Origin of the sequence: Paenibacillus periandrae (assembly GCF_022458865.1) — a bacterium.
GTDB lineage: Bacteria > Bacillota > Bacilli > Paenibacillales > NBRC-103111 > Paenibacillus_S > Paenibacillus_S periandrae.
The window spans coordinates 129,930-153,483 of sequence record NZ_JAJNMU010000004.1 but is presented as its reverse complement, the minus strand read 5'-3'; the positions used below and the strand labels follow the sequence as shown (position 1 = coordinate 153,483).

Genomic DNA, 23,554 nt, shown 5'->3' with positions numbered 1-23,554 from the left:
CAAGCCCAAACGGTTGTGTTTGAGTTTATTCTAATATTCTAATGGCATTCGACACTGCTTTAACGTAAATGGCTGCACGTTTGCGAAGATTAATTGGACAGTGTTTCTTTCAAAGAGTCTTCAAACGATATGGGTGCATGACCAATCAAGTCAGCCAGAGTAGAATCTGTTTTCGCAAAGTCGCCTCTGCGGCTAGCTCGAAAAATACCTGGAAGCAGGTTGGCCGTGAATTCAGGAATACCTTGAGAGAGTAAGGCATCCCGGTATTGCTCGTCGGTCACAATTGTTCGCCGAATCGGGCGGCCAGTAACCCTGGAGGCAATCGCAGCTATATCGCTCATATCAAGCGCTTGGGATGAGGTAAGATTAGGTGTTATGCCCTCATAGTTTTGATTAACGATGATCATGGCTATCGCCTCGGCCAGGTCGGCGTGAGAGGTCCAGGCAACCGGACCGTCCTCGGGAGCAATCAGTTCTCCTGTCTCGCTGGCATGTCCCATAAACATAAGCCCTGATGAGCTGTAATATCCATTCCGAAATGATGTGAAAGGTATTCCTGAGGCTTTAAGCATTTCTTCGGTAGCTGCATGGATTGTCATAGGCTCAAAAGGTGACGTCGGAGAAGCCCCTATATGGCTTGTGTACAGCACTCGGCTTGCTCCGGCCTTGCTCGCTGCATCAATTGCCGTCTGGTGTTGACGGAGCGCGGCCTCCCCCAGACTACCGGAAGATACGATGAGAACTTGTGAGGCTCCCTCAAATGCATGAAGCAGAGTCTCGGCATCTTCGAAATTTCCCAACCGGACACGAACTCCCAAATCATGAAATTCATATGCTTTTTTCGGTTCACGGACACTTACACCAAGCTGTGATGCAGGAACATGCTGAAGCAGTCGCCCTACTACCGCACGCCCCAATTTTCCATTAGCCCCGGTTACAATAATCATGATTATCATCATCCTTTCTTTTCTTGTAAAGCGGATTCAAGCATCGAACAAAAATTCAAATGAAGATTCAAATAAAAATACAGTGTTGCTTACACAACAGTTTTGCGTAAAATACATTGTATAATAAAAGAATAAAGAGATTGAGCGCTGACAACAACCAGCAGAAGACCGTTTCTGTTGGATTGACAACGTTTAGGCGATTTTGTAGTTTAACTTTCCATAAGAAAGTGTGGTGTATGGATGAAGGCAAATCCTAATGATCCGCGAGTAAAAAGAACGCATCAATTATTCATGCAGGCTTTCATGGAGCTGCTTGAGCAAAAGAAAAACATATACTCCATATCTGTGCAGGATATTACAACAAGAGCGACTGTTAATCGTTCTACCTTTTATGCACATTTCGAGGACAAGTATGCATTCCTTGAGTATTGGATGAGAGAAAAATTTCAGAAAATCATACAGCAAAGATTGCCAGAAGATTTAGTATTGAATAGAAGCAGTTTGAGAACCTTGATTCAAGCCGTATTCGATTTTCTAATCCGGTTTCGGCAATATATGACTCCTGGAGATAAGGAATTTGAACCCATGTTTGAAACCGCAATGCAGAAGGAAGTTTATCAAATTCTGCTCAAATGGTTAACAGAGAGATCGGGTGGCGCCGCCTTGCCAGAGAGAGCGGAGACGATTGCTAATTTTCTGAGTTGGGGTATATTCGGATCAGCTATGCAGTACAGTCGAAGTTCTCAAGACCTCAAAGCTGATAGGATGGTTGAAAGCGTGTTGGAAGTTGCGGAGATCAGTTTAGTAGCCATTTGTGACTACAAACCCAGTAACGCAAGTGACTAACCAAGCTATACCCTTGCGAAACCTATCCATTTTCACGCAGTCTTCCGTCCTTCAATATTTTTATACAGATTCCATATATTGGAATTTTCCATCTCCTACTTGTAATTGAAAATACATGTCGTTGAAACACTCAACACGATCAGTGACTTTCCGCTTTACCACTATTTGTGATACGGTTCTCCGTGCTGTCTGTAACGGCAAGTTTTAAGGCCATCCTTTTGTGGGATGGCCTTTGCTCGATATCACTCCGTTCTTGACAAAGCATTCTGCTTTGACACGTGCGTTCATGAGAGGTACAGCGACCCTCAAATACCAAGGCGCGTTCCTCGCGAGATTGGATTTCACAAACCCCGGATAAAAAGCGTGCTCCATTTGAATATCATCGAAGTTAATGTGATGCCCGAACCCTATACGGTTTGGTCCGTTTAACCGTTTTGACGTGTCTGCTTAGCTTCTTAAACCGTAATGTGCCCATAAGCACATAATAACTAATGCTCATGGGCAATTCTTCTATTTAATAATTATTGTTTAGCTCCCCATTCCGCAATTTGATCCTTGTAAAGAACCAATAGCTTGGCCAGGGATTTTGTAATCACTTGGGCATCCTTCGATTCAGCAGCCTTTTGCAGTTCCATCTCACCTTTAAACAAAGGGTTATCTAAAGAAATAGTAGCGCCACTTCCAGTGTTCTTGGCTTCGGCAGAGGTGAGAGTGAATGTCTCTGCATCAGCTGGAAGAGCAGGAATAGCAGCAACAGCTAAGGCTACCCCGGCCTTGATATCAGTGCTGGCTGTTGGATTCGTAAGCTCGCCTTGAGTCAGAACTTTTGTGAACTGGCCATCTGCGATCTCCTTCGTATCGGTCGGGTCCATTACTCGAGCAAAACTGATATTTAAGTTTGTCCCTGTGCTATCCAGAGGGGTAGCCTGTCTGAGTACGGCTCCGAATTTTTTCTGAATAGCTTCATGGTATTGAGTTAAAGTGTTTTTCCAATCATTCACCGTATCCGGCGCATAGGTTGCAGCCAGCTCCACAGGATCAGTACGCTTAACGGCAGTAGTAGCAGTAACAGCCTGAAATTGGGTTGATGATGTCAATGTTTGGGATGGGCTTGTCGTGGTCTGACTGGATTCACTCGCATAGGCAGAACTGGCAGCAACGGACAGCAGCAGGGTGGACAGGGCAATTTTTTTAACGATCAGTTTGTGATTCAAGATTCAACACTCCTTGGTTTGTTTTTGTCTTACAAGTTCTAGTTTAGAGTTCAGGTGTGGCAGAAGATTGGTTAAATTGTGGAAAAACAATGGCATTCTCCCCTATCCATCGAAGTCTTGGTTATAATGTAGAAGAGACTTAATAGGAGGTCATATTATTGAACAGCTATCTGATTGCCGTTGTAGACGATGATCTTCATATACGTAATCTTGTTGAAGCCTATTTGCAAAAGGAAAACTACCAAACCATTGGATTGGAAACGGCGGAGGCGGCGTGGGACCTATGGAGAACAAACCCTCCGGATATGTGGGTGCTGGATATTATGCTTCCCGGGATGAACGGCTACGAATTTTGCAGAAAGATTCGCAATGAAGCCGAGGTGCCGATCATTATGATTTCCGCTCGTGACACTGAAGTCGATATCATTCTCGGTTTGGAGCTGGGGAGCGACGATTATTTGGTCAAGCCCTTTAGTCCGCGTGAACTGGTAGCCCGCGTCAAAAGGCAGCTTCAACGGGGAAACAAGCTGAAAAACGCTGATGAAGCCAGTAAAAATCCTGCAGAGCTGCCAAAGATCATAGTCGGCCAGCTGCAGCTGATGCTGGAAGAAAGACGCGTGTTTTGGCAGGGGGAAGAAGTGGAAATGACGCTGAAGGAATTTGAGCTGCTTAAAGCATTAGTCGAGCATCCGAATCGCGCTTTTACACGAGACGAGCTGCTAACCATGGTGTGGGGAGACGATTATTTTGGAAGCGAGCGAGCCGTGGATCATTTGATCAAACGCCTACGCAAAAAAATCGGTCAATTGCCAGTCGAGTCGGTATGGGGACATGGCTATCGCCTGAGAACGGATGGAGGAGAGTTGAAATATGAAGCTGGTTCATCAAATTAATCTCGCTTTCGGGATATTGCTTGTTCTTGTGCTAACGGTTACTGCGATCAGTATTCATTTTGTACTGCTGGACCATTTTATAGGCGCACAAAAAGATGATATGCATGCAGTGGGTTGGAAAATGCAAGAGACACTGGAGCAAGAAGCATACCAGATGACCGAAGGTGCGTCAGAAGTTAACATGGTTCCGAGGATATTCTCGGGTAGCACTGCTGCCATAGCTGCTGTCCCCATAGTAGGCGTTGATGCTATCATCACAGATAATATGGGAAATATTGTGTCCGGCACACTCCCGGCTGCTTCGTCTACCTCGATTACAGGGTTCAAAGCAGTTAATGCGGTTAGCCCGTTGAGCTTAACGAGAGCTGCCACTACAGTTGATATTACTCTGCAGGAAACTGCGAACGTTTCAAGCCTGCAAAATATATGGGAAGGGAGAGACACACGCTTCATAGCCACAGTCAACGCTATTCCCCAAGGTACATTGACTCTCATTACACCAGTTAGTAAAATTACAGCTATTGAACAGGCGCTGTTTGGAAGGCTGCTCATCGTATTAGGGGTTGGAGGCATATTGATGTTCCTGCTCAGCTTATTTATTACCAAGAAACTGATTAAACCGTTGATGAGATTGCGAGAGGAATTAAAAAAAGTGAAGGAACGCCGATTTTCTGAGGTTCAGTTGATCCATGCCGGTGGGGAGATCGGTGTCGTTGCCCATACTGTATATGATCTGGCTGAAGAACTGAATAGATACAACCGGGTACAGAAGCAATTTTTCCAGAATGCATCACATGAGCTCAAAACTCCACTAATGTCCATATCAGGATATGCGGAAGGTATCCGTGACGGTATATTTGAAGGGGAAAGCGTGCAAAAAGGATTGGACATTATCCTCAGTGAGAGCGGCAGGCTAAAAAACATTATCACCGAAATGACGCTGCTGGCGAAGCTGGATAGCGAAGAAAATATTTTCCAGTCGGCAAAGGTTAGCGTGCAGGATATGCTGACGGAAACGATTGAACGGATCACGCCGCTGCTGGTCCAAAAGGGATTAAGTATGGAAATCGTGTACGGTGAAGACAAGCAGGATACAATGGCGATTACCGCTGATCGGGATAAGCTGCTGCAGGCACTGTTAAATGTGGTTGCGAACGCGACGAGGTATGCGAGCAAACATATCTGCATTCATGCCCGGATTTATCAGGACAGGGTTGAAATTTCCATTATCGATGATGGATCAGGAATACCGGAGGACCTGCTTCCCTATTTGTTTCATCGCTTTGTGAAAGGCAAGGGAGGGGAGAATGGACTTGGCTTGGCTATCTCCCGCGCCATCGTTGAGCGCTGCGGCGGTCTTATCAAGGCTCGTAATCGTAAAGAGGGCGGGGCTGTGTTCACGCTCGATTTTCCTTCCGCGGCCTGACTTCATAGATCGCCATCCCCTTTTACAGGAGGCTGGCGATCTTTTTGTCATCATAGTTATCTGTATTACTTGGTTGCGGTGATAGCAAACATAGGCTTATGCTGATTCAGCACCTGCTCGGCATGGCTCAGAATATCTGCATCGAAGCCCTGCCAAACCTGAACCTGCGTAAAGCCGATATGCTTCAGCATATCCACATCCCACATTGGCCTTTTTACATAGCTGAGCGGCAGAGCCAAGGCAAAATCATGACCTTCGGCAATTTCATCCTCCGTACGATAAGGAATATAACCCTGTTCAACAGCCTCCTGCTGAGCCAGTTTTTGAAGGTAGGCTTCTTTGGGATCGGTCAAAAACAGATTCCAATTCCCGTCAAAAATGATCACATCCCCGCCTTCATTCAGCCAGGAATGCCAATTCCGATAAGCTCTGACTGGATTCGTCAAAAACCACGTCACATTACGGGAAATAATCAGATCGAACGACTCAACAGGATCAAATTCAAAAATATCCGTTTCAATGATCTGAACAGGACATCCAAAGTGTGCCGCATTTTTCTTTGCTTTCGCAATCATTTCCGGTGAAGAATCGATGGCTGTCACATCATGGCCTAAACGCGATAAGAGTATGCCGAAAAAGCACGGTCCGGTACCCACATCTAGCACCTTCAGCCCCTTTTTATCCTTAAGCAGTCGGCTAATGATAAGCTCCCATTTTTCGTACGCCCCGTTCGTAAACTCGTTATGTATAATACCGTCATAAATATCCGCCCCCTTATCCCAATAGGCACGGTGCTCTTTGGTTAGCTGCTGTTCACTGGCTGTAGTCATACATATTGCCTCCTTTGCGATGATTGAAAAAGCTTTGTTCATAAATGCTTGCGAATGGTGATCATTATACTAATTGTAATAATTACTGTCAAACGTTAATATTAGGTATAGTAGTCACCTTCGATTTGGCTCATAACGAATCATGGCATGTAATCGCTCTCTAAAAAAATAACTTGCTAATTGTATTATTTACGATTAATAATAAAGGCAAGAAATAATAGGAGGCGTACACATGTATACACGATTTAACATCATGCTCTTCACATTTATGGTTATTATGGCGTTATCAGGCTGCTCGGATAACTCGAATTCCCAGATAGCTGGTCCCAAGGCAGCAGACGTACAAGCTGAAAGCCCCACAACGATTACTATCGCCACTACGCAGGATTCCATGGGAGACAAGCTGGATGCGGCCACCTATAATGGCACCAGACACGCACATGCCTCTGTATATGATGCGTTACTGGATTATCAGGGGAAGGGTGAGCTATCGCCAAGTCTTGCGGAATCCTGGGATATAGCTGAGGATGGTTTGACGTACAGCTTTCATTTGAGGAGAAATGTGAAATTTTCGGATGGTAATGAATTGACTTCCGAAGCAGTCAAATTCTCCTTAGAGCGTGCCGTCAAGCAGGAGGCGAATGCGCCATTGGAAATTTCACAGAAACTGGCCAAGATCGAAACACCGGACAAATATACGGCCATACTCACCTTTAAGGAGACCGCTCCCCAAACCTTGCTGGAGCTGAGCCAAGCCCGTCCCTTCCGGATCATGAGTCCAGATGCTGTAAGTCCCCGGGGCGCTATTGAGGGTGAGTTCAAGAAGGCTATCGGCACAGGTCCATGGCAAGTAGGCAGCTACAAAAAAGGAACCGAAACGGTCTTGGTTGCCAACCCGTATTACTGGAGGGATAAGCCATCGCCATACTCGCTAGTTCTAAAGGTCATTACAGACCCGCAGGCTCGGGTGCTGGCGCTGCAAAATGGTGAGGTTGATTTGGCTGGTGGTGAGATGGGCAACCTGCCGCTTGAAAACATCCCGTTGTTCGAGAACAACAAGAATTTCAAAATCGAAACCAATAGCAGTACAATGTCTTATTTCCTTGTCATCAATCAAAAAAATGAGTTTCTCGCAGATAAAAACATTCGCCAAGCGATCAATTACGGAACCGATACAAGCAAAATGATGAATGGAAAGGGCGCTGAGGTCAGAGGTTTATTTCAGAAAAATGTCGCCTTTGTCACGGACAGCAATCAGCCCGCATATGGATATCATCCCGATAAAGCCAAGCAGCTGCTCGAAGCATCGGGCTACCGATGGAACGCCAGCAAGAAGCTATATGAAAAGAATGGCAAACCGATTCAGCTTAAGCTGGTCATTCAAACGACCGAATATCCGGAATGGAAAGAGATGGCCGAGATTTTTCAAGACAATATGAAACAAATCGGCATACAGGTAGAAGTTCTCAATCAGGAGAGAGCCGCTTACTATAACACGCTCTGGAAGACCAAGGAATACGATCTGATGATTTATCGAACTTATACGGATGCCCAATTACCTTATCGATTCCTGTCATCGCTATTTTATAACACAGACAAGGTGCCAGCCGTTGCTTATCAGGATGACCTCTTAAACGGTTATCTGGACAGCATAGCCAAAACTCATGTGAAAGCGAAGCAGCAGCCTGTGTTTGATCAAATCTTTGCCCGTATTCACGACGAAGCGATGACCGTCCCGATATTTTACATGAAGCAGACCTTTATACATAGCAGCAAAATCACCGGTTTCTCCTTCGGTACGATTGAAGATGATCCTGTCCAATGGCATAAGCTGCAAATTGAGGGAAAATAAATGACCCGCTATCTGTTGAATCGGTTCGTTGTGCTGATTCTCACTCTGCTTTTGTTTACCCTGTTTGTATTTACGCTCATGCGTATGGCTCCAGGAGATCCGGCCGCACTGTTCCTGCAGGACCTTGGGGCTGCCCCTGACAGGGCATTAATTGCAGCCTTACAGCAAAAGTGGGGGCTGGACCAATCCTTTGCCGTTCAATATTTCAGATGGCTGTATGAGCTGATACAGGGCAACCTTGGCAATTCCTATATATCAAGTATCCCGGTTACCGAGGAGATCGTTACGCGTCTGGAACCGACAATGCGTCTAATGCTCAGCTCCTTCGTTGTGACCCTGTTCATTTCGGTTCCGCTCGGCATTCATATCGGACTGCGCGAACACTCACTGCTGGATCGGGTAACTTATGCAAGCACCGTTCTGGGATTGTCGATTCCATTGTACTGGCTGGCCATTCTGCTGATGTTTGGTTTTGGTGTCATGTGGAAGCTGTTTCCCATTGTGGGCAGCGGGTCGTTACGCCATTATGTGCTTCCTGTGACGGCAATCAGCATCATCGAAAGCGTCTATTTTATCCGTATGATTCGCTCCCTGACGCTGGAATATAAACGGGCTTTTTATATAGAAGCTGCTGCTGCCCGTGGCTTGAAAAGGCGGATTTTGTATCCATCCTATTTATTTCGTTCGATGCTGGTGCCGATTATTACGATAATCGGGAGCAGCTTTCCCAGTTTTTTTGGTGCGGCGATCATCATAGAAAATATGTTCAGCTTTCCGGGAATCGGCACCTATATGCTGGATATGATATACCGTCGGGATTTCCCGGTCATTCAAGGCTGTACCCTGCTGCTGGCGACTGCCATCTTTATTTTAAATTTTTTCACCGACCTTTGCTATTATTGGGCTGACCCGCGAATTCAATTAGAAAAACAGAGGTGGGAAAACTGAGCTTATTTGTTTCGAATCATAAAATAGGTTCAGCAGCTATCCTATTTATCTTTCTGTTAATAGCCGTTGGCATATGGGCACCGTGGCTGTCCCCGTATGATCCCTATGCAACGAATTATAACGCCAAGCTGCAAGCACCGAGTCTTGAGCATTTGTTTGGCACCGATTATTTGGGACGGGATATATACAGCCGATTGCTTGCGGGTATTAGTCAATCTGTGTTTCCGGTGTTTGTCATATTAGGCATCGTTATCGTGATCAGCTTATTGATGGGGACGCTAAGCGGCTATTTCGGAAACAGGCTGGATATGCTGTTGATGAGTATTACGGACATTTTTGTCGCTTTACCGAATCTGCTGCTTACAATTGTGATTGTCGGCTTTTTGGGTTTTGGCATCGAGAACGTATACTTGGCTATTATTTTGTCCTGGTGGGCGAAGTATGTACGGTTGATCCGCGGTTTGGTTCACGATGTGAAAAAAGAAGCCTACATCCTGTCCAGCCGGGTAAGCGGCTCCTTTGGTCTTGTGACCATCATCCGCCATGTGCTGCCCAATATCGGTCCGCAGGTGCTGACGATGTTGATTCTCGATGTAAGCCGGGTCATTCTGACCTTATCCGGTCTGTCCTTTCTTGGTATCGGAGCTCAGCCTCCTTCACCCGAGTGGGGAGCAATGCTGCTGGATGGGAAAAATTATTTGCAGATTGCACCCTGGATGGGATTTTTCCCAGGCTTCGTTATTTTTCTGACAGCCTGTGCATTCCAACTATGCGGTGAAATGCTGCGGAAGCGGTTCAAACTGAAGTAGACGACAAAGGAGGCTGCAGATGGCGGTTATAGCTGAAGTGAAAAAGCTGTCCATTACAAGTCAGGATCATCAAACGCTGGTGTCGGACATTAGCTTTTCTTTACATACAGGCAAGACGTTTTGTCTGATTGGCGAAAGCGGCAGCGGGAAAACCTTAACACTCAAAGCGATGCTGGGCATGCTCCCGAATCAGCTTCATCTCTCGGGAGAGCTATTATTTAAAGGTACGAATACCGTTCCATTTACCCGCAGAGAGTGGCAGCAGATTCGAGGCAAGCATATCGGGATCATCTTTCAACACCCGGAACAAGCGCTGCATCCCGCTATTCCAATCGGTCGGCAGCTGGTTGATCTGCTGAGAAGTCATATTTCGATTACAAAGCTTGAGGCCGAACGACAAGCCTGTCGGATGCTGGACAAGGTTGGTTTAAAGCCAGCGGATACAGTAATGAAACGTTATCCTCATCAATTAAGTGGAGGTATGAATCAACGGGTGATGATCGCGATGGCCCTGCTGCTTGGACCGGAGCTGTTGATTGCTGATGAACCGACAAGTGCTCTTGATGTGACCACACAGGCGGACATTCTCACTCTGCTGCGAGGGCTGACTGCCGAGAGGGAGATGAGCCTGCTTCTCGTTACGCATGATCTGCTAATCGCCAACTATATCGCAGATACCATTGCGGTGATGGTTCAAGGGACTATTATCGAACAAGGAAACGCACAGGATGCCATAAAGCACCCTCGGCAAGCGTACACCCGAACCCTGTGGGAGTATCGTTCGAAATTCATGATAACCTAAGGCTGTATAAGAGGAACCAAAGGAGAAGGTCTTATAAGTCATGCTACACATCCAGCATATAAGCAAGCGGATCGCGTTTAAGTCGATTCTTGAAGATATTCATTTCACCTTGCAAACAGGTCGTTCTCTGGCGGTTGTCGGTGAGAGCGGGAGCGGAAAGTCCACACTGGCCCGAATCATTATGGCACTGGAGCGTCCGACATCGGGACGAATTATGTTCAATGGGGTGCCCGCACCGGAGAGAAAAACTGCTGAATTTAAAAGCTGGTATCAGCAGATCCAGTTTGTATTCCAAAACACAGCGGCCTCACTAGATCCCCGTATGACGATTTTCCAAAGTATAGAGGAGCCTTTGTGTCATTTGACCAAGCTCAGGAACAGCGATAGAAAGGAGCTTGTGCACGAATACGCAGCCAAGGTCGGACTACCACAGCGTTTGTTAAGCTCGGTTCCGAGTCATTTAAGCGGTGGGCAATATCAACGGGCTTGTATCGCCAAAGCTTTAATTGTGAGGCCAACGCTGCTCGTGTGTGACGAAATCGTATCCAATCTCGATGTGATTCATCAGCATACCATCATCGAATTGTTGCGGTCCTTGCAAGCGGAACAGCAATTATCACTATTATTTATCACTCATGATCTTTCGCTCGTTCCCAGCTTGTGTGAGGATGTACTGGTCATGAAAGACGGGCGGATGGTGGAGCTTATACAATCAGCTTGTCTGAATTCCAGCCAACATCCGTACACAGCATCGCTTCTGGGTGCGGTTAAGCTGCTTGGGCGTCATTGGAACCATTGATATATCGATTATTGTAGAGCATCGCATCGGTTAGCCGATTCACCAATTGTAGACAGCTGTCATAACGGATACTTATCCGATGATAGCTGTTTTTTGTTTATTTACACGGGTTTTAGGCTTAAATGGTTTTATCGTTGACATTTAAAAAAACTACCACTACGATAACCATTATAGAAAGGGGACTTTAGTCCAATAAGATTAAAGATGATGGGAGGGAAGGATATGATGATAAAGGCAGGACATGTACTGGCACGTTTAACCTCCAAATCACTCAAACGAAGCCTGGTTATTTATTTGCTTATAGCCTGCCTGATGCCTATGCTGCTGTTGACGGTTATTACTTATGGAAGTATTTATTCGATTCTTGAAAATAAAATCAAAAATGGGATTTATTCTACCCTTAAGCAAGAACGAATTGGTCTTGAGAATGTCCTGAATAATCTGGACTTTGCCTCCAAACAACTTGCAATAGATGGAAAAATTGTTAATGATGTACAGTTGTATTCTACGCAAGGCGATTTTTATGACAAAGCGAACATTGGGGCAAGCATTAAAGACAAGATCAATATGATCAGCTATACAAATTTGAATCTGGGAATGATGTTCTATTATGATCCTCGTTCCGATCAGCCGTACAAGTTTGAGAATTTACAGGTGGATTCGAGCCGAGCCATCTCAACGCTTCCTCATTTTACCGAATACCAGGGTGCCGTATATTACGGACCGCACAAAACGATGTACAAGAGCAGCGATAATATTGTCTTCTCCTCGCTCCGCAGGCTGGAAACGAAGGAAAATCTCGAATTATATGTGTATCTGGAAACGAATTACAATTTATTTCGCAAAATTTTAAATAATGAAACTTATGGTATCGAGGTTTCCCACCTATTGATCAATGCGCGGGGGGAGGTTACCTACATGGAAAATGAAAAGGGGTTCACAGAAGCTGACAGTGTGCCTATCCTGCAGGCGATAGATAATGAGAGCGAATACAAGGGCTATATTTTGTTTCATACGATGAGTGAGCAGGGCTGGCAGCTCGTTATTGCCGTCAAGAAAACGGCCTTCAATAATGAAATTTATGCGTGGCTGACCAAGATTGCACTGCTTGTCGTAGCGACTACCTTGTTTGCGCTGCTGCTTGCGCTCATTATTTGGAGAACGGTGTACAAGCCGATGAAAAAGCTGAATAAGGAAATTATTTATATGGCGGAGAACCGCAGCGCTCCCGTTCAGTTCACTAGAGTCGAGGAATTCGACCACCTCTTAATTAATTTTCAGGAAATGAAGCAGAAGATCAATGTGCTGATTGCCGAAATTGAGGAGAGTGGCAGGGAAAAAAGCCGCCTGGAGGTCGAGAAGCTGTTAACCCAGATCAACCCGCATTTTTTGCATAATACACTGAACACAGTCCAATGGCTGGCCAGAATGAATGGCCAAAAAGAGATTGATCGCTTGGTCACGCTGCTGGTCAAGGTGCTGCATTACAATCTCGGTAAGCAAAGCATGATTGTCACGGTGCAGGAGGAGGTCGATGCACTGAACAACTATATAGAGCTGCAGCGTATTCGTTATGATTACGAATTTGATTTGCGGCTGCAGGTGGATTCAGATGTCAGCCATGTAGCGATGCCAAGGTTCCTGCTTCAGCCATTGGTGGAAAATGCAATTTATCATGGCAATGGTGAAAGAAATAATTATATTGAAGTTTCGATTCATAAGAATGATACGGACGGGCTCCTATTGAAAGTAACAGATAATGGTCAGGGCATGGACGATGAGACGCTCCGCAAGCTGCTGGCTGAAAGCAATGAGAATTTAAAAAGAGGGTTGGGGATCGGCTTGCAGTATGTGAGCCGTCTCATTAAACGATATTACGGCGATGCGAGCAGGATGTCGATCGACAGTGTAGTCGATAAAGGCACGGTAATCCGGATCGACATTCCGATTAAGTCTAAGGAGGATTTTGATGATTAAAGCGATAGTCGTAGATGATGAGAGACTGGTGCGCAAAGGCTTTATTTCGATGCTGGATTGGTCAGCCCGCGGGATTGATATTATAGGGGAAGCGGCGGACGGCAAGACGGCTTTGGACATGCTGAAAACTCAGGATATCGATTTGCTGATTACTGATATTACGATGCCGGGCATGTCGGGCTTCGAGCTGATTCAGCAGGTGAATCTGCTGCCCCGCCGAATATGGACGGTCGTCCTTACGTGCCACCACGAATTTAATTTCATTCAGGATGCGCTGAGGCTTGGAGCTATCGATTATTTGGTCAAAACGTTGCTGGACATGGACAATCTGGAGCAAACCATCGACCGGATTGTAGAGCGGATTCATACCGAGGAGAAATACCATCTGGATCGGCAGGCAGAGGTTCATCCCCAAATTTATACAGAGCATGCCGCCATTGTATTTTGCTCATTGGATGAGGTGCCTCCTGGTTCCGAGCTGCTTCAGCAGCCCTTTATCCGTAAGAACCGGATTATCGAGATTGCGCCGGATTTGTGGTCTTTGCCGCTCCGCCAGTCGTATTCCTATGATGAGCTAGTGAAAACAGTGGAAGGCATGGCGCTGCGTCGATGGCAGGGGATGTACCTAACAGGTCTGGAAGGACGATCGATTCAGAACGTGTCCGGATTGCTCGCGCAGGCCTTGCACAACAGAGTTTTCTACACGGCCAGACCCGGAACAAGCTTGATGCGAACAACCTTGGCCGATCTGGAGCGGCGGTATGGAAGCAATCGGACTCATGCTGTAGAGTCCTGCTTAACGAACTGGGTACATCTGAGGTGGGCTTTGAATAAATCCGAATGGGAGCGGCTGCTGGAGGAGACCGAAGCTGTACACCCTGACTTCAATCAGCTGCGTCTGTCCATGCAGCAGTTATTAACCGATTGGGAGCCGCTTTTTCACTGGCACAAGAACGCTCCACAGCTCATCGCGGCGATCAAGAAAAATCAGTACTGGTATGAGTGGAGAAGCTGGACGGCTGAGCTGTCTGCTTATACACAGCTGAAAACCTACGAGCTGTCCGTGACGGCGGAAGTGATGACTTGCTTGATCCGTTCCATTCAATTGATGCGTGATAATCTGGGAAGTGAGCTGACTCAAGAGGCAATTGCCAAGGAAGTAAATATGAGCCGCAGTTATTTCAGCCAATGCTTCAAGAAGCTGGTCGGGGACTCATTTGGCGACTACTTACGTGCCCTGCGGGTAGACGAAGCCAAGAGGCTGCTGGAATCCAGTGACAAGGCGGTTTACGAAATAGCAGCAGCTGTCGGCTTTAGCGACGATAAATATTTTAGCAGAGTATTTCGTGATAAAACAGGTCTGCTGCCAACCGAGTATCGAATGGCCCGAAAGGGAAAATGGTTCGATGAGGGTTGAATTTCGTTCACAAAGTGTGGACGTGGAGTCTATGTTATGATACCGCTTTCTATCCCGCTGCTGGAGTAGGATCTAGTATGATGATAAAGCAAGCAAGGATCAGCACAGTAGATAGGGGACCTATATGAAAGTGAAGCCGTTTTCCTTAATATTGACGACGATGCTGGCTTTGTCAGCATGCAGCCCCGATCACACACCAAGCCGTGCGGAACTGAGCGACAAGGTAAACCAAGACGTTGTAATGAAAGGAGAAGACCTGGCCTTTGGCAAATACAAGGTACCTATCACACTGAGGATCGGTTTTTCGATTCCTAATGAAGCTGGAAGGCTGGCTCAGGGCGATACCTATGATGACAATCCCTGGTCCCGTTATTTCCAGAGCAAGACCGGTATACAGGTTGTACACAGCTGGCAGATCAGGAATGAAGGCGATGCTTACAAAAACAAGCTGAACGTATCGATTGCTGATAACGATCTGCCGGATGCGATGGTCGTGGATCGTCAACAGCTGCGTGCTCTGGTTGATCGCGATATGCTGGCTGATATGACGGAGGTGTTTCCCAAATACGCATCACCGCTTGTAAAAGCAATGTACGATTCCTCCCAAGGACTTGCGACAAGAGATGCTACATTCGGTGGAAAGCTGATGGCTCTACCCAACATTGCGATTGAAGCGGATAGCCCGACCCTCGTGTGGGTACGTCAGGATTGGCTGGATAAGCTGAAGCTGCCTGCTCCCGCAACGTTAAACGATATTGCCGCCATCGCGAAGGCATTTATAGAACAAGACCCGGATGGCAATGGCAAGCCGGATACGATAGGGATTCCGGTAAATAAAGCAATCGTATGGGGTGCAAAGTCGAATATGAATGGCCTTGATTCCGTATTTGGCACCTACCGATCATTCCCGGGAAACTGGCTGAAGGATAGCAAAGGGAACATCTATTACGGCTCGGTCGCCCCAGAAACGAAGCAGGCACTGGGAATGCTGGCAGGGTGGTATAAGGCCGGCATTATCGATCCTGAATTTGTACTGCGTCAGGACCCTAACGAACCGATCGCCGATAACAAGGCCGGTATTTTCTTTGGCCCCTGGTATGCGCCGAGCGGCCCCCTAAGGGAATCCGTCAAAAAGGATATGGCTGCAGAATGGAAAGCTTTTGCCGTTCCCCTTGATACAAACGGGAGGTTCGTCACCCATATGGCCCCGATTACAGACCGTTATCTGGTTGTCAGAAAGGGCTATCCCAATCCGGAAGCTGTCGTACGCTTACTGAATCAGTTCACGCAGTACGAGCGGGTAGACAGCTACATAGCCAATTATGGCAGTGATATGGACCCGGCTCTGCAAGCCTTGAAAACCTACAAGGAAGCTAACCATGTTCAGCCCAGGCATTATTATCCCTTTGATCTGCTGCTGGATTATACCGATTCCGTGCAGCGTTCCTACAAGGCTGTGCTTGAGGTTATAGAGGGCAGGAATCAGTTGGAAAAGCTTGCGCCTCAATATCAGAGCAGCTACAAAAACATGATCATCGACCGTGAGCACCCGAAGAAAAACCTTGATGCCTGGGTCAGCGCCCATGCGAGGGCATACGGTGCCAAGGTTATCGTGGACACGCCGATGGATAAGGTGTACAGCGAATTTTACGGCTTGACGACAACGATGGAAGCCAGGTGGGGAGCGCTCGAAAGGCTGGAGAAGGAAACCTTTCTCCGTATTATTAACGGCAGTGCGTCACTAGACAGCTTCGATAGCTTCGTTCAGCAGTGGAACCAGCTGGGCGGTGAGACGATTACGAAGGAAATACAGAAGTCCATAGATCGATAATAACGATATGACAAGGGGGATTAGCTGTGAAGAAAGGGAAAAAGCTTATAATTGGATTGTTGTCCATGGTGTTGGTCGCGTTATCCGCCTGCTCGAGTCCACAGACGGAGGGTCAAGGTACTGCCCCTGTCAAGGATAATAAAAATGAAAAGGTGGAGCTGCGCGCAACGTGGTCAGGGACAGCAGGACGCCACGAGCGTACATTGAAAGTCATTGAGCTATTCGAGAAAAAATATCCGAACATTAAAATTAATGCGGAATACTCAGGTACTGACGGGTTTTCCGACAAGCTGAATACCCAGATTGCCGGAGGGAACGCTCCTGATTTAATTAATGTCGGGGGCATTACCGATTTGGTGGCCCGGGGCGCAGCCCTGGACATTACACCTTATGTGACCAGTAAAGAAATCAATCTCGATAAATTCGATCCTGCTTTATTGGAGCCGGGCAAGGACAATGGCAAGTTCTATGGCATCAGTCTGGGTACGAATGGGATCGGTTTTTTTTACAACGCGGATCTGATTAAGAAAGCAGGCATGGAGCCTCCCAAAGATACATTCTCCTGGGAAGAGTACGAAGCTTATGGCAAGGAAGTCGTTAAAGCGCTGGGACCCGGCTATTATGCTTTTGCCGATCAATCGAGATATTCGCTTTATATGAATTATTTCCTGCGCCAAACCGGTAAAACCATTTATAAGGACGGCAAGGCAGGCTTTGATAAAGCGGATGTGGTCAGATGGTACACGATGTGGGACCGGATGCGAAATGAAGGACTGCTTCCGACTCCAGAAGAATCGGCAACTTTTACCGATCTATCTGTAGACACCTCTATATTCCCGAAAGGCAAAACCGTATTTCTGATGAGCTGGCTGAATCAATTAACGGCATTTCAAAATGGGATGAAGGATGAACTGCAGATTACAGCGCTGCCGTCCGGCGGACCAGGAGCCAAAAATGGACTGTGGGTACACCCCAGCCAATTCTGGACGATTAATAAAACTTCCAAGCATCCGAAGGAAGCGGCCATGTTCATTAATTTCTTCATTAATGATGAGGAAGCGACCAAGGCTCTGGGCAGTGAGCGTGGTATCCCCAACTCATCGGCCGTACGTGACATGATGAAGCAGACACTGAATCCGACAGAGAAAAAATTCTATGCGTATTTTGAAAATTATATTTCCAAAGCTGGACCGAAGGATCAGGATCTCCCTAACGGTACGGAGTTTGGCAATGCCGTTGTCAGCTCCTCGCAAAAGGTTTATTTCAAAAAAGCGACCATCGATCAGGCTGCGCAGGAAGTTGTAGATGCCTTTGAAAAATCGGTCAAGAAATAAACGATAGCATGATGATCAAATCTGTATGAGGAGGAACCGTGTTGAATTCGATTGTTGCTACGAATAAGGGGCGAGGGCACAAACTGCGGAGACTTTGGAAGGAAAATAGTGCTGCTTACCTTTTTCTCCTGCCATGGTTGTTTGGAATCTTCCTGCTCACGCTCGGTCCGATGCTCAGCTCGCTGTATTTATCCTTTACCAAATATGACATGCTGAAGCCCTCGGAATGGATCGGAATGGACAATTATAAGACGATGTTCACGAATGATGTCCATTATATGAATGCTTTGAAGGTAACGTTCACCTTTGTATTTACATCGGTACCACTCAAGCTTGCTTTTGCGCTGGCGATTGCCATGCTGCTCAATATGGGTCTAAGAGGACTCGGGATATACCGTACGCTTTATTATATCCCGACCCTTCTTGGGGGGAGCGTAGCCATCTCCGTGCTGTGGCGCAAGATGTTCAGCGCAGACGGTGCCGTCAACCAGGTTATGCTCAGTCTGCTCGGTTATCAGGGGCCGGATTGGGTAGCCAATCCCAAATATGCGCTGTATTCGGTTTCGATGCTGGCTGCCTGGCAGTTTGGCTCCTCGATGATTATTTTTCTGGCCGGGCTGAAACAAATTCCTTATGAGTATTACGAGGCATCCAAAGTGGATGGAGCAGGGAAAATTCGCCAGTTCTTCAATATTACGATTCCGCTGCTGACACCTGTGCTGCTGTTTAATATTGTGATCCAGATCATCGGAGCATTTCAGTCATTTACGCAGGCGTTCATCATTAGCGGAGGCACGGGCGGACCGATTGATTCGACGTTATTTTATACCCTGTATTTGTATATGAAAGGATTTACTTCTTTTCAAATGGGATATGCTTCTGCTATGGCGTGGGTGCTGCTGGTTATCATTTCAATCTTCACTGCACTGATTTTCCTCTCATCCAAATACTGGGTAAATTACGGGGATGGAGGTAACTAACAATGACTGATCATCTCGGAAATCGGGCTTGGCTGCTTCATTTTGCGATTGTTTCGCTCGGTGTCATCATGCTGTATCCGATCGCCTGGCTGATTGCCAGCTCATTTAAGCCCAGTAATCTGATTTTCTCTGATCCGGGTCTGTGGCCGACCGAGTTTACGTTAACCAATTATACGACGGGTTGGGCGGGATTCGCCAAAAACAAATTCAGCACCTTTTTTATTAATTCTTTTATCGTGTGTGCTCTGTGTGTAATCGGCAATCTGGTGTCCACCTCCCTGACGGCGTTTGCTTTTGGCCGAATGGGCTTCATCCTGAAGAAGTTCTGGTTCGGTCTGATGCTGATGACGATCATGCTGCCGCACCATGTGACGATCATTCCACAGTATGTGCTGTTCCGCAATCTGGATTGGATCGATACGTATTTCCCGTTGTTTGTACCCAAGTGGCTCGGGACCGAGGCGTTTTTCATCTTTTTGATGATCCAGTTCATACGTGGACTTCCCAAGGAGCTGGATGAATCGGCAAGAATCGATGGCTGCGGGCCGTTCCAGATTTATTGGCGCATTATTATGCCGCTTTGCACGCCAGCGCTGATTACGACCGCCCTGTTCACCTTTGTCTGGACATGGGACGACTTTTTCACGCAGCTGCTGTATCTGAACTCGGCCAAGCTGTTCACGGTTCCACTCGGTTTAAGACTGTTCATGGATTCATCAGGTGAATCGGCTTGGGGACCACTGTTTGCGATGTCGGTGCTTGCGCTTGTTCCCAGCCTGATTATTTTCTTCTCGCTGCAAAAATATTTTGTGGAGGGTATTTCAACCACTGGAATTAAAGGTTAATTAAAACGTGATATGAGAGGCGGAGTTAAAGTGAGTGTAAAAGCGAAGGAAGTCCCTAATGGCGTTTGGCCGGTAATGCTAACCCCGTATACGAAAGACAATGAGGTTGATTATAACGCACTTGAGCAATTAATCGACTGGTATATCAATAATGGTGTCCATGGACTGTTTGCGGTATGCCAATCCAGTGACATGGTTCAGCTCTCGTTAGCTGAGCGGGTAGAGGTTGCACGTTTTGTCAAAGAGAAGGCGGCTGGCAGAGTGCCTGTTGTGGCATCAGGGCATGTATCCGAATCGTTCCAGCAGCAGCTGGAGGAAATTAAACAAATATCGGCAACCGGTGTGGATGCTTTTGTACTGGTAACGAACCGCCTCGCTCAAGAGCATGAGGACGACGAAGTATGGAAGGCCAATGCTGAGAAAATATTGGCGCAATTCCCAGATGTGGATTTTGGTTTATATGAATGTCCTAATCCCTACCATAGACTGATGTCTCCGGAATTAATGAAATGGTGCGGTGAAACGGGCCGATTTGGCTTCATGAAGGAATGCAGCAACAATATTGAACAGATCAAAGCGAAGATCAAAGCCGTAGAAGGCACGCCTCTTAAAGTGTTTGTCGCCAATAATCCGCATGTGCTTGAAACGATGCAAGCAGGCGGTGCGGGCTACAGCGGTATGCTGGCGACGTTCCAGCCTAATCTGTATTCATGGTTGACAGACAATTGGAACAAGGAGCCTGAAAAAGCCGAATTGATCCAGAACTATCTGGGTGCCTCGTGTTTGTTTGAGGGCAGACATTATCATATCGCAACCCGCTACTATTTACAGCTGGAGGGACTTGATATTACCTTGAAGGCCCGCACGAAAAAGGCTTCAGATTTTAAAGTCACGCATGAGCGTGAAGTGGAGCAGTATCGAAAGTTTAATCAATATGTGACGCAAACGATTTTAAATTAGTCGAATCTTTACAAGCAAAGAGCTGATGCATCGTTCATGGCATGGCTCTTTTTTCGATTGAAAACGCCCTGTAGCTACTTGGTCCAGTTTTTATGCTTGCGATATTCGGTTGGCGTCATTTTTATTTTTTGCTTGAAAAAATGCGAAAAGTGAGAGGTGTCATAAAAGCCGAGCAGCTCGGAAATATTCTCGATCGTATAGTAGGAAGCGCTCAGATAAGAGCAAGCCTTATTAATTCTAAGCTGATTATAGAGATCAATCACACCGCAGCCAAATTCCTTCCGCACAAGCCGCTCCAAATGGGATTGGCTAATCGCAAGCTCCTTGGATACATCGCTCAAAGTAATTTTCAGATTCAAATTTTTATTCAAATACGTTAACAAATGATTTTTGAAGTTAACTTCATTGCCATTCATAATCATTTCCACGCAGGAAACAATAATGCCGTCCAAAATATTCGCTATTTTGATTTTCGACAGCTTGGTGAATCCTCTGGATTCCTTCTCAAGTACAGGAAGAAGATCGAGATTATGCGAGTAATCGATAATGATAAAATCCGGAATGTAGGCATCCAGCAGGCCAATCATACCCTTGACATCCTTGGGTGTTTGCAAATTGATACCGAACTGATAATAGCCGGTGGTCGATCTTAATGAATGCGGCTGCAGCGGAGGCGTAATACAAATTTTTCCACGCGTTAAGGTATATTCCTCTCCACCGATCGTAAACAATAAAGTCCCGTCAATCACCCAAATAAACTGGTAGTAGGTGTGATGGTGCTCGGGCATAAACCAATTCTGGGCACGGTTGTAAAAATTGACCTCCTGATAAGGCTCCGCAACGTTATACACCATAAAGCTCTCATTATTTTCCATATTTCTGAGCAGCCTCCCGCTAAAAAACGATATGAGCGAAATATACAAATAATTGATCTGATTGTCAATAGTGGGATTGATTGAAACTATATATAATCTAATTATCAAGACACGCCACACCCAATGTGAAACAGCGTGATTATACAACCTTTTTTCAAATGCGTCTAAATGTGCAAAGGGAAGTGATACAAAGCCTTTCATGTAAACGCTATCTTGATCAAACCATAATCAGGGGTCAATGGAGAATTGCTTAATCATTATGAGGAGGATGAATATGTCTACAAAAAAGTTTGCTCTGTTAGTCGTGACGCTGGTATTTTCAACTACAACTGTATTAGCTGGATGCACAAGCAGCAATCCGCCTGCTGCGAAGCCTGGGGACAGTACTGCTGCACCACAAGCAGGCACGGGTACGATGATTACCGATAAACCGTTAACGGTTACGGGCTGGACTGATTTTATACCTGCACCGGGCTCAACGGGAGTCAGCAGCTATAGCGATCAGATCCTGTGGAAGGAAATCGCGAAGAAAACGAATATTTCCGTGAAGTGGGAAACGACAGCCGCCCCGGCAGCAGATGAATTTAAGCAGCAGTTGGGCCTGATCATGGCTTCAGGTAAAATTCCCGATATTATCGGACATATCGATCCACTGCTGGCTGATCAGTACGGCCGTCAAGGCGCACTACAGCCGTTAGAGGATTTGATTAAGAAAAATGCGCCTAATCTCCAGAAGATTCTGGACAGCAACCCGGCGGTCAAGGGGCAGATCACCTCACCTGACGGGCATATTTATTTCTTCCCGAGGCTGCTGCTGGACCCTCGTACGCAAGCGTTTGCAGGATATATGATCCGCGGGGATTGGCTGCAAAAGGTTGGGATGAAGGCTCCGGAAACGACGGATGAATTGTATCAGGTTTTGAAAGCGTTTAAAGAAAAGGATCCGAACGGAAATGGCAAGGCGGATGAGATTCCATTCACCGACAATCCGAACCCGATCATCTGGGCGTTTGGCGTGGGCAGCCGAGGTCCGAACAGTACCGATGATTTCTTCATCGAGGATAGCAAAATCAAATACGGTCCGACCGATCCGCGCTACAAGGATGCCCTGCAATATTTGAACAAGCTGTACAGTGAAGGGCTGCTGGACCCTGAATACGAGAAAATGAAAGGTGATGTGCGTGACGGCAGAATTATGAATGAGCAGTCCGGCTTCATTTATGGCTCAAATGCGGGTTACCTGACTAAATATAACAAAATGCTGCAGGGTGCAGGCAAAACTCCTGGCTTTAACGCACTGGCTGCTCCCAAAGGACCAACAGGGGAACGCAATATTCTTGGTAGACATAACGAAATCGATCCAGGTCGTGGCGTGTCCATTTCCAGCACAACCAAAAATGCGGTAGAGCTGACGAAGCTGATGGATTACTTCTACTCCAAGGAAGGAGCTACGCTGCTGTACTTTGGTACGGAAGGCGATACGTACACGATGAAGGACGGTGTACCCACCTATACAGATAAGGTGGCGAACGATCCGAAGCTTGATATTCTCGGATATCTGAATACGTATGTCGGCTATGTCAGCGGCTGGCCTTCCGCACAAATTCCTGAGCATTATTTGGCTACGCTCAGCGACGAAGGAAAGAAAGGCAACGCACTGGCCGTGCAGTACGCAGGCAAGAAGAAGGTTCCTGCGTTTCACTTTACCCAAGAGGAGCTGAACGAGGTGCAAACGCTTCAAAGAGATATCAACACGTATATCGATGAAAATATGAATGCTTTTATTCGCGGAAAGAAGCCCTTCAGTGAATATGACGCTTTCCAGGCAGGACTTAAAAAGATCGGCTCTGATAAGCTTGCTGATTTGTACGGCAAGGCTTATGCCCGATTCACCGCAGCGCTTAAGTAAGGTAGTAAGCATTACAACATAAATAGCGTGAAATCAGGCCAAATGCAGGAAGGAGCAGGT

The 23,554-nt window shown here is 46.5% G+C and carries 20 protein-coding genes; 16 read left to right on the top strand and 4 right to left on the bottom strand.

Annotated features, from left to right (window positions below):
- Positions 1–89: 89 nt before the first annotated feature.
- Positions 90–947, bottom strand: a complete 858-nt coding sequence (locus LRL21_RS07875) for an SDR family oxidoreductase (protein WP_240415226.1) — start codon at positions 945–947, stop codon at positions 90–92.
- Between the two features lie 240 nt (positions 948–1,187).
- Between LRL21_RS07875 and LRL21_RS07870 the strand changes: the two genes are divergently transcribed.
- Positions 1,188–1,793, top strand: a complete 606-nt coding sequence (locus LRL21_RS07870; protein WP_240415225.1) for a TetR/AcrR family transcriptional regulator — start codon at positions 1,188–1,190, stop codon at positions 1,791–1,793.
- A 521-nt stretch (positions 1,794–2,314) separates the two neighbouring features.
- Here the strand turns inward: LRL21_RS07870 and LRL21_RS07865 are convergent.
- Positions 2,315–3,007: a hypothetical protein gene (locus tag LRL21_RS07865; protein ID WP_240415224.1), complete on the bottom strand. Its 693-nt coding sequence runs from the start codon at positions 3,005–3,007 to the stop codon at positions 2,315–2,317.
- Positions 3,008–3,165: 158 nt separating this feature from the next.
- On the opposite strand from LRL21_RS07865, the gene LRL21_RS07860 reads away from it, so the two are divergent.
- Both LRL21_RS07860 and LRL21_RS07855 read left to right on the top strand, forming a co-directional pair.
- The gene (locus LRL21_RS07860; protein WP_240415223.1) at positions 3,166–3,900 is read left to right on the top strand and encodes a response regulator transcription factor; all 735 of its coding nucleotides are present in this window, start codon (positions 3,166–3,168) and stop codon (positions 3,898–3,900) included.
- Positions 3,878–5,326 carry a sensor histidine kinase gene (locus LRL21_RS07855; protein WP_240415222.1) on the top strand — a complete coding sequence of 483 codons (1,449 nt, stop codon included), beginning with the start codon at positions 3,878–3,880 and terminating at the stop codon, positions 5,324–5,326. The genes LRL21_RS07860 and LRL21_RS07855 overlap by 23 nt, the downstream gene beginning before the upstream one ends.
- Positions 5,327–5,391: 65 nt before the next feature.
- Here the strand turns inward: LRL21_RS07855 and LRL21_RS07850 are convergent, their stop codons facing one another.
- A complete protein-coding gene (locus tag LRL21_RS07850) occupies positions 5,392–6,156 on the bottom strand; it encodes a class I SAM-dependent methyltransferase (RefSeq protein ID WP_240415221.1) in 765 nt (254 codons plus the stop codon).
- 232 nt (positions 6,157–6,388) lie between these two features.
- Here LRL21_RS07850 and LRL21_RS07845 point away from each other — a divergent pair, with 232 nt between their 5' ends.
- The 12 genes from LRL21_RS07845 to LRL21_RS07790 all read left to right on the top strand — a co-directional run bounded on the left by LRL21_RS07845 (position 6,389) and on the right by LRL21_RS07790 (position 20,710).
- Positions 6,389–8,008 (top strand): ABC transporter substrate-binding protein, encoded by a 1,620-nt coding sequence (locus LRL21_RS07845; protein WP_240415220.1) that lies wholly within the window; start codon positions 6,389–6,391, stop codon positions 8,006–8,008.
- Positions 8,009–8,956: an ABC transporter permease gene (locus tag LRL21_RS07840; protein WP_240415219.1), complete on the top strand. Its 948-nt coding sequence runs from the start codon at positions 8,009–8,011 to the stop codon at positions 8,954–8,956.
- A complete protein-coding gene (locus LRL21_RS07835) occupies positions 8,944–9,765 on the top strand; it encodes an ABC transporter permease (protein WP_240415218.1) in 822 nt (273 codons plus the stop codon). The genes LRL21_RS07840 and LRL21_RS07835 overlap by 13 nt, the downstream gene beginning before the upstream one ends.
- A gap of 19 nt (positions 9,766–9,784) precedes the next feature.
- The gene (locus LRL21_RS07830; protein ID WP_240415217.1) at positions 9,785–10,567 is read left to right on the top strand and encodes an ABC transporter ATP-binding protein; all 783 of its coding nucleotides are present in this window, start codon (positions 9,785–9,787) and stop codon (positions 10,565–10,567) included.
- A 40-nt stretch (positions 10,568–10,607) separates the two neighbouring features.
- A complete protein-coding gene (locus tag LRL21_RS07825; protein WP_240415216.1) occupies positions 10,608–11,366 on the top strand; it encodes an ABC transporter ATP-binding protein in 759 nt (252 codons plus the stop codon).
- A gap of 222 nt (positions 11,367–11,588) precedes the next feature.
- Positions 11,589–13,343 (top strand): sensor histidine kinase, encoded by a 1,755-nt coding sequence (locus LRL21_RS07820; protein WP_240415215.1) that lies wholly within the window; start codon positions 11,589–11,591, stop codon positions 13,341–13,343.
- Positions 13,336–14,760: a response regulator transcription factor gene (locus LRL21_RS07815; protein ID WP_240415214.1), complete on the top strand. Its 1,425-nt coding sequence runs from the start codon at positions 13,336–13,338 to the stop codon at positions 14,758–14,760. The genes LRL21_RS07820 and LRL21_RS07815 overlap by 8 nt, the downstream gene beginning before the upstream one ends.
- A gap of 124 nt (positions 14,761–14,884) precedes the next feature.
- On the top strand, positions 14,885–16,591 hold the full coding sequence (locus tag LRL21_RS07810; protein WP_240415213.1) for a type 2 periplasmic-binding domain-containing protein: 1,707 nt from the start codon (positions 14,885–14,887) through the stop codon (positions 16,589–16,591).
- Positions 16,592–16,617: 26 nt separating this feature from the next.
- On the top strand, positions 16,618–17,925 hold the full coding sequence (locus LRL21_RS07805; RefSeq protein WP_240415212.1) for an ABC transporter substrate-binding protein: 1,308 nt from the start codon (positions 16,618–16,620) through the stop codon (positions 17,923–17,925).
- Between the two features lie 41 nt (positions 17,926–17,966).
- Positions 17,967–18,905: a carbohydrate ABC transporter permease gene (locus tag LRL21_RS07800; protein ID WP_240415211.1), complete on the top strand. Its 939-nt coding sequence runs from the start codon at positions 17,967–17,969 to the stop codon at positions 18,903–18,905.
- Positions 18,906–18,907: 2 nt separating this feature from the next.
- Positions 18,908–19,750 (top strand): carbohydrate ABC transporter permease, encoded by an 843-nt coding sequence (locus LRL21_RS07795; RefSeq protein ID WP_240415210.1) that lies wholly within the window; start codon positions 18,908–18,910, stop codon positions 19,748–19,750.
- A 30-nt stretch (positions 19,751–19,780) separates the two neighbouring features.
- Entirely contained in the window at positions 19,781–20,710 is a 930-nt protein-coding gene (locus LRL21_RS07790; protein WP_240415209.1) for a dihydrodipicolinate synthase family protein, read from the top strand.
- A 74-nt stretch (positions 20,711–20,784) separates the two neighbouring features.
- On the opposite strand, the gene LRL21_RS07785 is transcribed toward LRL21_RS07790, so the two are convergent.
- Positions 20,785–21,585 carry a helix-turn-helix domain-containing protein gene (locus LRL21_RS07785; protein WP_240415208.1) on the bottom strand — a complete coding sequence of 267 codons (801 nt, stop codon included), beginning with the start codon at positions 21,583–21,585 and terminating at the stop codon, positions 20,785–20,787.
- 274 nt (positions 21,586–21,859) lie between these two features.
- Between LRL21_RS07785 and LRL21_RS07780 the strand changes: the two genes are divergently transcribed.
- Positions 21,860–23,494 carry an extracellular solute-binding protein gene (locus LRL21_RS07780; protein WP_240415207.1) on the top strand — a complete coding sequence of 545 codons (1,635 nt, stop codon included), beginning with the start codon at positions 21,860–21,862 and terminating at the stop codon, positions 23,492–23,494.
- Positions 23,495–23,554 lie beyond the last annotated feature (60 nt).

Bases quoted from the DNA above. Each gene is read 5' to 3' on its own strand.
- LRL21_RS07785 (WP_240415208.1), bottom strand. From the start codon at position 21,585: ATGGAAAATAATGAGAGCTTTATGGTGTATAACGTTGCGGAGCCTTAT.
- LRL21_RS07810 (WP_240415213.1), top strand. From the start codon at position 14,885: ATGAAAGTGAAGCCGTTTTCCTTAATATTGACGACGATGCTGGCTTTG.
- LRL21_RS07850 (WP_240415221.1), bottom strand. From the start codon at position 6,156: ATGACTACAGCCAGTGAACAGCAGCTAACCAAAGAGCACCGTGCCTAT.
- LRL21_RS07815 (WP_240415214.1), top strand. From the start codon at position 13,336: ATGATTAAAGCGATAGTCGTAGATGATGAGAGACTGGTGCGCAAAGGC.
- LRL21_RS07840 (WP_240415219.1), top strand. From the start codon at position 8,009: ATGACCCGCTATCTGTTGAATCGGTTCGTTGTGCTGATTCTCACTCTG.
- LRL21_RS07825 (WP_240415216.1), top strand. From the start codon at position 10,608: ATGCTACACATCCAGCATATAAGCAAGCGGATCGCGTTTAAGTCGATT.
- LRL21_RS07855 (WP_240415222.1), top strand. From the start codon at position 3,878: ATGAAGCTGGTTCATCAAATTAATCTCGCTTTCGGGATATTGCTTGTT.
- LRL21_RS07830 (WP_240415217.1), top strand. From the start codon at position 9,785: ATGGCGGTTATAGCTGAAGTGAAAAAGCTGTCCATTACAAGTCAGGAT.
- LRL21_RS07875 (WP_240415226.1), bottom strand. From the start codon at position 947: ATGATTATTGTAACCGGGGCTAATGGAAAATTGGGGCGTGCGGTAGTA.
- LRL21_RS07845 (WP_240415220.1), top strand. From the start codon at position 6,389: ATGTATACACGATTTAACATCATGCTCTTCACATTTATGGTTATTATG.
- LRL21_RS07795 (WP_240415210.1), top strand. From the start codon at position 18,908: ATGACTGATCATCTCGGAAATCGGGCTTGGCTGCTTCATTTTGCGATT.
- LRL21_RS07780 (WP_240415207.1), top strand. From the start codon at position 21,860: ATGTCTACAAAAAAGTTTGCTCTGTTAGTCGTGACGCTGGTATTTTCA.
- LRL21_RS07820 (WP_240415215.1), top strand. From the start codon at position 11,589: ATGATGATAAAGGCAGGACATGTACTGGCACGTTTAACCTCCAAATCA.
- LRL21_RS07870 (WP_240415225.1), top strand. From the start codon at position 1,188: ATGAAGGCAAATCCTAATGATCCGCGAGTAAAAAGAACGCATCAATTA.